At 43.3% G+C, this 14,082-nt stretch carries 12 protein-coding genes; 2 read left to right on the top strand and 10 right to left on the bottom strand.

All coding sequences use genetic code 11. From position 1 onward, the window contains the following. The first annotated feature begins 104 nt into the window (after positions 1-104). Together ppc and HZA08_05915 are read left to right on the top strand one after the other, a co-directional pair. A complete protein-coding gene (gene ppc, locus HZA08_05920; protein MBI5192964.1) occupies positions 105-2,933 on the top strand; it encodes a phosphoenolpyruvate carboxylase in 2,829 nt (942 codons plus the stop codon). A 215-nt stretch (positions 2,934-3,148) separates the two neighbouring features. Beyond that, entirely contained in the window at positions 3,149-3,385 is a 237-nt protein-coding gene (locus tag HZA08_05915) for a hypothetical protein (GenBank protein ID MBI5192963.1), read from the top strand. Here the strand turns inward: HZA08_05915 and HZA08_05910 are convergent. The 10 genes from HZA08_05910 to HZA08_05865 form a co-directional block, all read right to left on the bottom strand. Then, positions 3,281-4,015 (bottom strand): SurA N-terminal domain-containing protein, encoded by a 735-nt coding sequence (locus tag HZA08_05910; GenBank protein MBI5192962.1) that lies wholly within the window; start codon positions 4,013-4,015, stop codon positions 3,281-3,283. The genes HZA08_05915 and HZA08_05910 overlap by 105 nt on opposite strands. 101 nt (positions 4,016-4,116) lie before the next feature. After that, entirely contained in the window at positions 4,117-5,256 is a 1,140-nt protein-coding gene (locus HZA08_05905) for a 2'-deoxycytidine 5'-triphosphate deaminase (protein MBI5192961.1), read from the bottom strand. After that, positions 5,237-6,313, bottom strand: a complete 1,077-nt coding sequence (locus tag HZA08_05900) for a KamA family radical SAM protein (protein MBI5192960.1) — start codon at positions 6,311-6,313, stop codon at positions 5,237-5,239. The genes HZA08_05905 and HZA08_05900 overlap by 20 nt, the downstream gene beginning before the upstream one ends. 122 nt (positions 6,314-6,435) lie before the next feature. Beyond that, the gene (locus tag HZA08_05895) at positions 6,436-8,022 is read right to left on the bottom strand and encodes a hypothetical protein (GenBank protein MBI5192959.1); all 1,587 of its coding nucleotides are present in this window, start codon (positions 8,020-8,022) and stop codon (positions 6,436-6,438) included. An 11-nt stretch (positions 8,023-8,033) separates the two neighbouring features. Further along, on the bottom strand, positions 8,034-8,969 hold the full coding sequence (locus HZA08_05890) for a c-type cytochrome (GenBank protein MBI5192958.1): 936 nt from the start codon (positions 8,967-8,969) through the stop codon (positions 8,034-8,036). Positions 8,970-9,328: 359 nt separating this feature from the next. Then, positions 9,329-10,153: a cytochrome B6 gene (locus HZA08_05885; GenBank protein ID MBI5192957.1), complete on the bottom strand. Its 825-nt coding sequence runs from the start codon at positions 10,151-10,153 to the stop codon at positions 9,329-9,331. Positions 10,154-10,236: 83 nt separating this feature from the next. Further along, complete coding sequence (locus tag HZA08_05880; GenBank protein MBI5192956.1) at positions 10,237-11,001, bottom strand: cytochrome b N-terminal domain-containing protein; 765 nt, start codon at positions 10,999-11,001, stop codon at positions 10,237-10,239. A gap of 42 nt (positions 11,002-11,043) precedes the next feature. Then, the gene (locus tag HZA08_05875) at positions 11,044-11,577 is read right to left on the bottom strand and encodes a ubiquinol-cytochrome c reductase iron-sulfur subunit (GenBank protein ID MBI5192955.1); all 534 of its coding nucleotides are present in this window, start codon (positions 11,575-11,577) and stop codon (positions 11,044-11,046) included. Next, positions 11,574-13,412, bottom strand: coding sequence for an FAD-dependent oxidoreductase (locus HZA08_05870; protein ID MBI5192954.1), 1,839 nt, complete (start codon positions 13,410-13,412; stop codon positions 11,574-11,576). Before HZA08_05870 ends, HZA08_05875 begins: the two co-directional genes overlap by 4 nt. A 166-nt stretch (positions 13,413-13,578) precedes the next feature. Next, complete coding sequence (locus HZA08_05865) at positions 13,579-13,974, bottom strand: CBS domain-containing protein (protein ID MBI5192953.1); 396 nt, start codon at positions 13,972-13,974, stop codon at positions 13,579-13,581. Positions 13,975-14,082 lie beyond the last annotated feature (108 nt).

Below are 14,082 nucleotides of genomic sequence, written 5' to 3'. Positions count from 1 at the left end.
TTAAATATGGTATATAGTAGCAAAGTTTAAGGTTATAGGCAATGTGACAACAAAGGTTAAAAGCCTTTCATAATAACAAGAATTTTGCTATAGTCGGAAACATTATGAATCGTCCTTTTGATGACAGCCGGCTGCAGGCGGATATACAGTATCTTGAGGAGGCGCTTGATGAGGTTATTCTCAATCAGGAAGGGGAGGGTCTTCTCAGGTTAGTTGAGGAGTTCAGGAGTGCATGTAAGAAGATTAAATATCAGTATGACCCTTTGATAGAGACACGCCTCCTTCATAAGGCAGAACACCTTGACCTATCAATATCATCAAAGCTGATTCAGGCATTTGCACTCTACTTCTACCTCCTTAATACTGCTGAAGAAAACTTCGGTATGCAGGAGCGGAGGGATATTCAGAGGCATGATGGTATTGTGAAGGGTTCTTTTGATGAATGTCTTTTTAGGCTAAGGGAAAACGGTATAGATATTAAGACCCTGATCAGCCTTATAGAAAAACTTTCCATTGAACCTGTAATGACCGCCCACCCTACAGAGGCAAAGCGGCTTACCATACTCAAGAAATACAGGAAGATATACCTCACTATATTCAAGAAAGAAAACCCTATCTGGACACCCGAAGAAAAAGCACTCCTGAGAGAGGACATAATAAATGAGATCCAGAAGTTATGGCAGACAGGTGACATATTCCTTGAAAGGCCTACTGTAGAGGAAGAGGTGTCAAACGGTCTCTATTATTTCCGTGAGACATTCTACGATGCTATCCCAACAATATACCGTTTACTGAAAATGCATTTAATCAGGTTTTACCCTGATGCAAATGCAGAGACACTTTCGATACCGGCAATACTTAGATTCGGTTCATGGATTGGCGGAGACAGAGACGGTAATCCAAATGTCACACCAGGACTAACAAAATGGACACTCTCCACACAAAAAGACTGCATACTCTCTTTGTATATACAGTCAATTCAGGAACTCATCGGAAACCTGAGTCAGTCAACAACAAAAACCAATGTTTCGGAAGAATTATTATCCTCCCTTGAAAAAGACGCGAGGGACATGCCTGAGACAGGCCGGAAGATATTCAACAGAAACCCTTATGAACCATACAGACAGAAGCTGTCTTTTATGAAGATACGGATAGAAGAAACAAGGCAGGCTTCGGATGGGCAAAAGCCGTATCACAACCCGACAGAATTATTAAATGATCTCCAGATTATACGCAGGAGCCTCACCTTAAATAAGGGGGCAAGGACTGCAGAAATTGATATTTCAGGAATGATTAACAGGGTCGAGGTCTTCGGCTTTCACCTTGCAAAACTGGATATCAGGGAAGAATCTTCCAGACATCTAATTACAATAAATGAAATATTTGAGCGGCTCTCCTTATACCGTAATTTCATGACGCTATCTGAAGATGAAAAAATTCTTATATTAGCGGAGGAGATTAAAAATCCGCGGCCGCTGATATTCCCTATATTAGAAGACATGGAACTATCAGCAGAATCCAGAAATACCTTTGAAACCTTCAGGGTTATCAGGTGGGCAAGGGAAAACATAAGCCCAGAGGCAGTAGGCAGTTATATTATAAGCATGACACATAATATAAGCGATATCCTCGCCGTACTGCTGCTTGCGAAAGAGGCGGGGCTTTACAGAGTTATGACTGAAACGTCCATGAGGACACCCCACCCTCACCTTAATCCTCTCCCTGAGGGAGAGGAAATTTCCCAAGGCATTGACATAGTCCCCCTCTTTGAAACCATAGATGATTTACAGCGATCTTGTGAAATTATTGACGGGCTGTTTTCCCTTCCTGTTTACAAACAATATCTGAGTTATAGAGATAATACCCAGGAGATTATGCTTGGCTATTCAGATAGTAGTAAAGACGGCGGAATTATTACGTCAAGCTGGGAACTGTATAAGGTACAGAACAGGTTGTGGAATACTGCACAGTCACATGGTATAAAGCTAAGATTATTTCACGGACGTGGAGGGACTGTCGGACGCGGGGGAGGACCGACACACAAGGCAATCCTTGCCCAGCCGCCCGGAACTGTACGAGGAAACATAAAGATTACAGAACAGGGAGAGGTTATCTCCTCCAAATATGCTAATCAAGGTACGGCTTTACATAACCTTGAACTAATGATTGCCGGTGTTGTTGAGGCTAGTGCCCCTGAATACCGTTCAGAACTGCTATCCCTCGAAAAAATTTATTCACCTGTATTTGATGAGCTGTCTGACATATCATACAGAACATACAGAGAACTTATTGATGACCCTGATTTTTATACATACTTCACTTATGCCGCACCTGTCAATGAGATAGGACTTGCAAAGATAGGTTCAAGACCTGCAAGGAGGCGGGGAACAGAAAAGATAGATGACCTGAGGGCTATACCCTGGATATTCAGTTGGACACAGAACAGGCACCTTTTTGTTGCCTGGTATCCGATTGGATCTGCATTAAAAAGTTTCATTGACCAATCCCCTGAAATCAACACAAATATCTTAAAGGAGATGTACCGTAAGTGGCCGTTCTTTGAGAATCTGCTTGATAACATTCAGATGACAATGGCAAAGACAGATATGAACATCTCGCATCTATATTCTACCCTTGTAACTGATAATAATGTAAGAGAAAAAATATTCGGTATATTAAAGAAAGAATTTGACCTTTCAACGGAGATGATCCTTCTTATAACCGGTCAAAAGAAATTGCTTGACAATGATCCTGTACTGCAACGCTCAATAAGTCTCCGCAATCCCTTTATTGATCCTATAAACTACCTTCAGGTAAACCTGCTTAAACAGCTCAGAGAAGAAGGGCATACAGAAGAAAAACGGCAAGAACTCTCCGATTCCGTACTACTCACTATAAGCTGTATAGCGGCAGGGATGAGGAATACGGGTTGAAAGAGAGATGTTAGAAGTAAGATGTGAAAAGCAAGAGGCCAGAGGCAAGAAGTTAGAAAGGGTTTTAGGATGAACTCGCATGAGCCGGGGGTTCACAAAGGGCAATGAAAACCCCACCCTCACCCTCTCCCTGAGGGAGAGGGGGCTATGTTGATTCCCTCCCCTTCAAGGGGAGGGGTAGGGTGGGGATGGGGTTGATTTTCGGATGAACTCGCATGAGCCTTTGGCTTACAAAGGGACATGAAAATCAGCGGGACAGGAATGTCCCGCCTATCCTCATAGAAATGGATAGGCAGGGTTTTCCAACCCCGCCGGAGGTATTTTCGGTTGAAGGCAGAAAAGTTAAATTACAACAACTCTTTCTTCACGTTTATCTTTGCGGCGGAGCGCATGGCGTTGGCATAAGCCATGACGGCCTTTTCCTGTTTCTGGAATTGCATGAATTTTTTTAGTCTGCTCATCTCTTCCGCCGGCCGCTCTGTAACTGTTGGGGACTTGGCTGATGTTGATGGTTTACCGGCGGCTGAAAGAGGGTATGCTTCATTTACCTCATCATCTGTAACCTGCACTGAATCCTTTACAATCCTTTTCATCTTTTCTATAAGAAGTTCACTGCGCTGTAATGCTTCAAAGTCCCCTGCCTTCATACGGTTGGAGGCAAGTAGCCTCTCGTACAGTGTACTGCTGAATCTTCCGTCTTTGTGGAAAACAGTCATCTTCATTATATTGTCTCTCAGTTCTCCATCACTGACCATCAGACCAAGTCCATTTGCAGCATCAAGCCACAACTCCCTTTTAACGAGGTCTTCCACAACCTTGTCCTTAACGTTCATCTTTTCAAGCATGTCTGCATCAAACTTATCTTTAAATGCATCTCTGTAATACTCTACTGTCCTGTTATATGCCCTTCTGTAGTCCTGCACCTTAATGTTATGCCCATTAACTATTACAACTACATTTTCCTTAGGTTGTTTAATACCCCACCATCCCATTGTAATAACAAAGGTAATGGCAATAACACCCATGATTATCTTCAACACCCAAGGATTATCCACTGCCAGTTCACGTACAATCTTTAACATTACCTACCTCCTGTTGATTCTAAATGCATCTATGCTCACCCTCCCCCTACCCCCTCCCGTCAAGGGAGGGGGAATTGGATTTGGGCGTTTTTCAGCGTCCACTAAAAGAAATCATTCTTAAAATGCTTACTTAACGCCAACTCCTGTGCATAATAGTTGGAGCCGATGCCGGCGCCGTAAGTTGTATTAGGTTTCTCACTCATCTTCTCGTATCGTATCTTAAAAAACACCTGCCCGTCTTCGATCCTGAAAGGTACGTCATGGGGTCTTACCTCAAGCACAGAACGTGTCCCCTGCACCTCGCCATATCCGTATCCGAATCCGCTGTCAAAGAAACCGGCATAATGTGTCCTCAACTCACCTGAACCGGCGTCAAATTCTATCATCTCTGCTGCATACTCAACAGGCACACGTACCTTTTCTTTTGAGGCAAAGATATAAAATTCTTCAGGTTCTAATATGTAAAACCCTTCCTTTGGTGCATGTACCGGCTCCCAATAATCTGATGCAAGATACTCACCAACCTTACTGAGATCAATAATGGAACTGTTCCTTTTAGCCTTAAATCCTATTATCCCGTTACTTGTGTGTCCTTTAAGGTCTACCCTCATATATAAACCATCCCTGATAATAGCAGAATCAGGGGCTATCTGCACACCATCATCGCCGAACAACAGTACATTTGCATTATATAAATTCTTTAATTCCGCATCTTCTACCTGCTGACGATCACAAAATAAACGCAACTGATTAAGGCTCTGTCCTGTCTTAACCTTTACTGTAAAGGACCTCGGAAATACTTCGAGGTATAGTTTTCCTGAATACCCATGTTCTATTTCATCAAACCTGTACCCTTTGTCAGTAATAACCCTTGTAAATACATCCAGTCTGCCGGTTGTACTTTTAGGATTTGTCTTGCCGTTTAGCTCACAAGGCAGATGCAATTCTTCCATCAAAGGAATAATATACACATTCTTCTTGTCGAGAATACCATTTTCATCCAGATCCACCTCGTACATAAAAAGCTCATTGAGGAGTTCGTCTACATTCTTACGCTGGGGAAGAAAACTGCTCCTCACCCTGTATGCCTTATTGCCGAGCCTTAAATCAATGCTTGACGGCTGATACTGCTTTTCAATTACCGGTATGCCGGATTTAATAACCCCTTCGCTTACAAGTTGTTTCAGAACCTGTACAGGTATTGTCCCATTACCTTTAAAATCAATCACACCCCACCCCATAACAATCGGCAGTAAAACAACCTGCCTGCGGATAACGAAATACCTTGTCTTCAAAATTTTTCAGAATCACTTCTTCATCATTTATTTCCAGAACAAAATCACGCGGCAGTATAGGGACTTTCCCGCCGCCGCCAGGAAGGTCAATCACAAACTTAGGTATTGCCATTCCGGATATTCTCCCCTGCAATTCTTTCATAATATTCAAACCACACTCAACAGATGTCCGCAAATGCTCCGTACCCTTTGTCAAATCGCACTGATAAAGATAATACGGCTTGACCCTGATTGCAAGTAGTTTTTGCATGAGTTCTTTTATGGTCTTTGGGTCATCATTTATTCCCTTGAGAAGAACTGTCTGGCTACCCATCGGGATTCCGGCATCAGCCAGTCTGCCGCAGGCTATTGCTACCTCATCTGTTATCTCACGCGGATGTATGAAATTGATATTCATGTATAATGGATGATATTTCTTCAGCATCCTGCAGAGTTTTTGTGTAATACGCTGAGGCAGTGCGCCCGGTGTCCTTGTACCTATCCTGATTACATCAAGATGCTGTATCTCTTTCAGGCTTTTCAATATCTCCTCAAGCTCTTTATCTTTAAGCAGTAACGGGTCCCCTCCTGAAAGAATCACATCCTTTATCTCCTGATGTTCCCTTATATAATCAATCCCTCTCCGAACCATGTCTCTTGATATTGGTTCCTTCCCAACAAATCTCTTCCTTGTGCAGAATCTGCAATAAACAGGACATTGGTGTGTAACCATAAGCAGTGCCCTGTCTTCATAACGATGGACGACTGACGGCACAGGGCTGTCCCCTTCTTCATTAAGCGGGTCAACTATCCCTGTATCATCATGTACTTCCAGCTCATCAGGCACAACCTGTTTGTAAATAGGGTCGTCTTTTTCTCTTATCAAGGATTTGAAATAAGGATTAATCCTCACAGGATATTCTGAAGTCACTGTTTCCATCTTCCCTTTGTCAAGGTCAAACTCTTCAGAAACCTGTTCAGCCCTGATAAGGCTTTTTTTAAGAATGTTCTGCCACTGTTCCATTATATTCTGTCACCCTCTCTCTCAAAAAATACCTTCATCCGAACCCCATCCCCACCCTAACCCTCCCCTTGAAGGGGAGGGAATTTTTCTTATTTTCTTTTGTTCTCACCATTCACCAATCACTAATCACTATTCACTGCCGTTATCACCGCATCCTCCATTCCGTGTATCAGTTTCTTTTCAAGACTACACACTGTTGCCATTATGCCCCTCATATTAACTTCTTCTCCTTCTACAAAATAATAAGGACAAAGACGGACGCGGCCTTTCATGTTTCTTAGCTCACCAGAATACAACCCCATCCCCTCCCTGCCCCTACCCTTGAAGGGGAGGGAAATTTCCTCTCCCTCAGGGAGAGGATTAAGGTGAGGGTGGGGTTTTTCATCCAGGTATCTTACATCAACATGCCTTCCCCTGTGAAATTTCTGAAGGATGTGCGGGGTCTTATGAAACTCACCAAGTGCATTTCTTAAAGCAGTTCCCCACTCCTCCTTTGATATATCATGGCCGGCGACAACCCCTCTGCTGCCCCATGCAAGTTCAGAAAAACCGGAAGGTTTTATAACATACTCCCTCTCAGTCTGAGTTGTATCTGTAAGTTCTTCCCACTTAGATACCTGCCTTGCACCTATTTTAAGGTCCGGTATTACACCATAAGGCGGCATCTCAGCCGGGTCAAGTATCCATGTTGCAGGGAAAATTCTATGCAAAGTTTCATAAGCATCTTCTCCCAGTTCCTTTACCCAATAGCCTTTTAATACCGGGTGATGAAAAAGGGCATAAAGAAGTTTCTCTTCAAGAATGTGCTTAAACGGCGGCGTCACTGCGACCTTTCGCTTCTTAGCACTATACATCATTAGTTCGGTTTTGGGGATATTTTTCAGGTCAAAGAGTTCAAAGAATCTGTAAATTATGTCTATCTTTAGCAGGGAATCAAATTCCCCCTCACCCCCCTTTTCTAAAGGGGGATTATTTATTGAAATTCCCCCCCTTACGAAGGGGGGGCTTGGGGGGGTATTCTCTAAGAATAACCCATCCTCAGTAAATACAACCTCCTCCGGCCTTAGGCAAAATGCCTTCCCCCCTCTTTCCCTTATCTCTTTTGCGACCCATTCCATCTCACTGCTATATTCGCCGGACTCTTCAGAGACAACAATTGCAATAACAGGGGCATGATTACGGGAGGCGGTTTTGAGCATATTCATAAAACCTGTCACCATGCCATCTGCCCCGCCTGCAACATCATCACCCATTATCGTCGAATAGGCTATCCCCATGGCACCGGTTTTCCCTATACCTCCTGGAACAGAATCCAGCTCTGAAACTATCATTCCATCCTCTGTCAATATAATGTCAGGTCTGATTACAGCAGGCAATAGCCCCCTCATCCTGTTCATGCGGGCATATTCAACAAGGGACTGGGGCTTTCCCTGGTCTAAATATCCTGCGACCCATGACGGTTGAATTCCGGCAATACTTTCATAATATAATTTGTTTGACGCCTTGTAGAATTGGTAAAAATAACTACCGAGAGATTCAATAAAGGATAGTTCTTCTTTTTTTATTAAGAAAGGCTCAGGTGAGATACGCCAATTAATATACACACCATCATTGTTAAGCCGTTCCTTAACAGCAACACATTGTTTAATCTTGGCAACCTTGGCAACCTGTGTCTCATAAGTTGAAGAGGACATAGGAAATAGTAACACGACAAAATTAACTACTGCAAGGTACCGGGTTTATCTGAAGTTGTCTGGGCAAGCCTCTTTTTAGATATATATTCATAAGGAATAGCATCCAGTTGGGGGTTCCTTAAACCCAATACATAGATTGTAAGTGCAGTAGCCTGTTCTTTAGTTAGCCCGAAATTCGGCATAACTGTTGGTGCAAAATTTAATTCAGGATTACCGGGAACAATCTTTTGCGGATTCATAAAATGCTCATATATCCACTGGGCCTTTGTGTGAGGCCCCTCTACATGCTGGAAGTCATGTATCAACATGAAGGCAAGTTCTGTCTTGCTTCCTAATCCAGTTAACTCAGGGCCTATACTCCCTCCTTCTCCATTTATCTTATGACAACCTCTGCATCCGAATTTAAACGTCAACTCTCTCCCTTCAAAGAAGGTGGTAACGCCTGCGAACTTTTCTCCATTAACTGATTGATCATGAAGGTCCAAGTGGCATTTTACACATGATGCCTGAACATAATCTTTGTAAAGTAGCTGACGGTTCAGATGATGAACAGTTCCGTGAGTTTCTTCAACAGTAACAGCCTGTCCATCTCCCTGATGGCAGATAGTACACCCGAATTTATCAATCGGGTGATTTCTCATAATGTCGCCGGGGTGTGTCTTATAAGGCTGTACTTCATCAGCAAAGAGCGGATTTTCCACTCCCGAATGGCAGGTCACGCACCTATCTGTGGTATTGAGCTTTGGAATCCATACCTGTTGAATTTTAAGGGGGGTATCTTTTAATTCCTGGCTTTTTATTTTTGCTGCCAGTTTAACATTGTACGTCTTCTGATATGACTGCCACTCATGGTTGAATTCTCTGTAAAATATAGCAATAACGAGTATCACTATGACTATAACAACAGCAGCAAATATCTTATTCAGCCTGTTCTTTGTTCTTCTCTCCCACTCAAAATCCATTCTGCTCCCCTTGTTTAAAAATAATTGTTACCACCTCATCAAGATTCTCTCTCACATATGTGAGAGAGAATCTTGTAGGTCATTTTTCCTTTGCCTTTTCCCAAGTTGACGCTCAAAAATGCACAGGTGCAAGGAAGGACAAAGATTTGAGTCGAGGCGTACTTCCTGTACGTTGAGACTCGAATCTGCAGTCCTGACGCCGCAGATGGGCGTTTTTCAGCGTCAACTATGATTTGTTCTTCTTATAGAGCCTCTCCATAAAAACAGTGAGACCTATAATAGCAAAAGTAATAAGCGCTGTTGTTGCTGCAAAAAAGATCCCAATTCCAAACTTCTCTAACATATCTCTTTACCCGCCTTTATATTTTAAACCACGGAGTCATTACTACATATTTAATAGAAAACATAAGCCTTAACCCAACCTTTATTGGGATACCAACCATGACCCAGAACAACACCATGGTAGTAACATACCTGAACAATCCGAGCTTTTTATAAAATTCTTTAAAAAGGTAAACAGGGATTATAAGCCCCAGTCCAAAATAAATCATTACAATCAGATCAGCCAGTCCCTTTCCTGCAAACTCACTTATCCCAAGAATCCTCGAAAACAAGACCGGCATATCCTTTAATCCTGATGCAACCGCTTTATGAATATGCGCATCATCCCATGGCCAGTACCAGTTCCAGTCAAGCCCTCTGAACCAGACCCCAATTATAATCAGCACTAACCACAGGGCCATACCGAAAGAATATGCCGAGACTGCAAACTTACGTTCAGAAAAGGTGTAGTACCCTTTACCCTTTTGATTTATATCAAGAAACGGGATCAGCATTAAACCGATAACAATAAGGACTGGAAGGGCAACCCCTGCTATCCATGGGTCAAAAAATACAAGGAGTTCCTGCAGGCCAAGGAAGTACCACGGTGCCTTCATCGGGTTTGGGGTAGTATCTCCGCTAGCCTCTTCTTCAAGCGGCGCCCCTACATATAAGGACAAAAAGAGCAGGCCTGCAATAATAAAGAGGGTAACTATAAATTCAACATAGAAAAGATTCGGCCATGTAAATATTGTATCTTCCGGTTCTTTATTAACAATGGGGCTTGAACCTTTCACAAGCTCCATCAACCCATAAGTCTTCTTAGGGTTTTTAGGAAACACCTCATACGATTTCTCTGCCATCCCCACTCCCTTCCTGTTATACTGTCATCTGCCTTCTTACCTCTAACTTCTGTTCACTGTTCACTGCTTACTGCTTACTATCTTTATAATGGTCCTGAGAACCCATCCTTCCTGACCCTCCAGAAATGGATTGCAAGGAATAATACAACCATAACCGGAAGTACCACACAGTGCAGTACATAAAATCTAAGGAGTGCGTTCTGTCCGACCTCCGTACCGCCCAGAAGCATAAACTTTACATCTGTATCCGGCCGCATACCAAGCTGGGCGCCGAACGGCCCTTCCACACCAAAGAACGGTGCAGCCGCAGCCATCTTGGTACCGACTGTAATAGCCCACAGTGCAAGCTGGTCCCACGGAAGAAGGTATCCTGTCCAGCTAAGCACAAGAGTCAGCATTAACAAAACAACACCTATTATCCAGTTAAACTCTCTTGGCGATTTATATGCCCCAGTAAGAAAGACCCTTGTCATGTGTACCCATACAGTAAAAACCATCAAATGTGCAGCCAGACGGTGAATATTACGGAATGTACTTCCGAATGAAACAACCGCCATAATATCCTTAATGTCATTATAGGCACGTCTTGCATCAGGCACATAATAGAACATAAGAAGAACGCCTGTAAATGCAAGCATAATAAACAGGAGAAGTGATGTACCACCCATACACCATGTATACCTTAGTTTTATAGACTCTTTTCTTGTCTTCACAGGGTGGAGATGATACATGACATTGCTGAATGTTGTCATTGCCCTGTTTCGGGGTGTATCTTCATATCCGTGGCGGAAGATAGCCTTATAAAATTGTGTGCTTGTTATCCAATCTGAAATCTTTTTAAAATCCATTCCCCCTCCTGTTACCTATAACCTATAACCTGTTACCTGTTTTTATCCTTTTAAGAAAAACGGCTCCACTTCACGTGATGCCTCTTCAACCATCAAACCGTTTTCTGTTGAAACAGGGTCCGGGTCCTGCCTGTGGTTAAAGTCAACTATTATCTGACCGTCTACCGGGTCAATCTTTACAGCCGCACGCCAGAACAATCTTGGCGCCGGTCCTCCTAGTACATTCCCTGCAAGGTCATAAATACTTCCGTGACACGGACACAGAAACACCTTTTTATCTGAGAACCAGTTAGGAGTACATCCGAGATGTCTGCATATCGAAATCATTGCATACAGGCCGCGTTCATTACGCACTACCCATATCTGTCTTTCCTTCTTCCACCTCTCGCTTAATCCAGGCGGATATTCAGAGGGTTTTCCTATCTTAAATACCTTCTGAGACTCATAGAGAACATTTGGAAAATAATATTTATAGAAACTAAAGGCTGAGCCTCCCATTGTAGCGGCTATTCCAGCCCATCCCACAAGGGAAAAAAAGTCCCTTCGTGTTATCTTCTCATCACCATTGTTACTCATTTTACCGGGGTCTCCTCTATTTCCTCTATATACTCAAAAAATTCCATACTCACTGCCCCTGTCGGGCAGCGTTTTGCACAATGACCGCACCTTATACAACGGTCCTCATCCTTTATCATTGCAGTACCAAGCTCGGACACAGCAGAATCATCTCTCCTCATCAGATCTTCCCAGGAGATTTTATACCTCGCCTCTACCACTTTTTGTAAATCTTCATCTCCTTCAATGTGGGTTATCGGCACCATCTTCAGGCAGGACGTCGGGCATACATCCACACAACCACCGCAAAGTATACACAATTCTCCATCAAATATAGTATTGATATGACACTTGTAACACCGCCTTGCCTGTGCAAGTGCCTTTTTTTCTTCATAACCTATTTCAACAAGTGACACATCACTTTTTCTTACTTCAGGGTCAGTTGCAGGGGGTTCTTTCCTGTTCAAAAGATCATAGTCCCTGAACATGCTGTATTCCTTTGGGCCTGCAACAGGGTGCATGATACCCCGTCTTTTCACTGTTATCACTTCGCCGCTCAGGTACTCATGTATTGATTTTGCTGTCTTTTGCCCCGCGGCTACTGCGGTAATCAAAAGTTTAGGACCATACGCAACATCACCGGTAGCAAAGATGCCGGGAACATTTGTCTTATAATTATCAAGATTGACCTTTAACACACCAGGCCTTGCCATTTCAATCCCGTCTTCAGGGGTGATAAAGGTTAGATCAGCCGCCTGACCGACAGTAACTATTACAGTGTCGCAATTTATTACCTTTTCTGAATTAGGTTCAAACTGCGGATTAAACCTGCCTGTCTCATCAAATACTTTTATACACCGGATAGTCTCAAGGCCGGTAACCTTACCGTTTTTCCCAAGAATACGCTTTGGGCCGAACCCGTCATGCAATCGTATACCTTCCTCTTCCCCTTCTAAAATCTCTACAGGGTCAGCGGGCATTATGTTCCTTGTCTCAAGACATGCTATGTGCACCTCTTTTACACCGAGCCGTACAGCAGACCTTGCGGCATCATAAGCAACGTTCCCACCGCCGATAACAACAACCCTGTCCCCAACCTTAGGCCGTCTGCCGTAATTTGCCGCCTTAATAAAGTCCATGCCAATTAAGACACCATCAAGATTAGAACCTTCAATAGGCAACGGCCTCCCTAACTGTAAACCGACTGCAATAAGGATGGCCTTATACCCCATATTCTTGAGGTCTTTTATCGAGAGGTCCCTGCCGATAGCTGTATTACACTTTATCTCTACACCCAATGCCTCAATAGAAGCTATCTCTGATTTGACAAGTTTTCTGGAGAGACGATACTGCGGGATACCTATAACCATCATACCGCCTGCCTCAGGCTCAGACTCATATACAGTTACCTTATACCCGAGCAGTGCAAGGTCGTGAGCTGCGGTTAAACCTGCGGGGCCGGAACCGATAATAGCAACCTTCTCATGGGTTCCGTGTCCACCGATTCTTAATGCATTAGAGAATCTTATAACACCGGAAGGGTCTGTGATTGCCTCTACGCCATATTTTTCTGTAACGAAGCGTTTTAAAGCCCTTATAGAAACCGCTTCATCTATATTACTCCTGCGACAGGCCGCTTCACATGGATGACCGCATATACGTCCGCACGCCGACGCAAATGGATTCGGGCCTCTTGCTAATGCATAAGCCCGCTCATAATCACCGGCTGCAATAGCCTGAACATAACCGCCTGAGTCAGTTCCAACCGGACAAGCGGTTCTGCATTTTACCTGTCCTGCAAAGTAATCAATATCCGGAACTACTACACGATATTTATCTTTTAAAGACCACACCATTTTAATAAACTCTGCTTTCCCGCCTCACCCTCATTAACTCTATAGCTGACGCTCAAAAATACCCACGTGCAAGAAAGGACGAGGATTTGAGTTGAGGCGTACTACCGGTACGTTGAAACTCGAATCCGATGTCCTGACGCCGCAATTGGGTGTTTTTCAGCGTCAACTACCAAGATTCATCATCATATTGAGTTGGATTTATCAGATCACGAATAGAAACAACACCTACAAGGTCGCCCCCTTCAGTAACTGCAAGGTGCCTTACCTTCTTCTGATCCATTAAATCTCCTGCCTCAAAAATTGTTTTGCTGCTTTCTATTGTCACAAGAGGAGAACTCATCACCCCTTTAACCATATAGCTGTTCGCATCCACGCCCTTTGCTACAACCTTTCTGACGACATCCCGCTCAGTAATTATCCCGATATATTCATTCTTCTCCTTGTCAATAACAAGAATACTCCCTACGTTTTTGGATGTCATCAGGCCGGCAACCTCCATCACAGTAGATGTTTTGTCTACAGTAACAATGTTCCGTGCCATCACCCTTTTTACGGATATCATCTGTTATTCCTCCATGAAAATGATTACTTGAGTGTGGAATTTCACAATAACATGTTACAAATTTATTTGTCAATAGCTTTTTAGAGTGATTTTTATTGTAATACTTGA

This window comes from Nitrospirota bacterium (assembly GCA_016212215.1).
GTDB lineage: Bacteria > Nitrospirota > 9FT-COMBO-42-15 > HDB-SIOI813 > HDB-SIOI813 > JACRGV01.
Note: the sequence above shows the minus strand (reverse complement) of the source record. Positions and strands in the feature narration are given on the sequence as shown.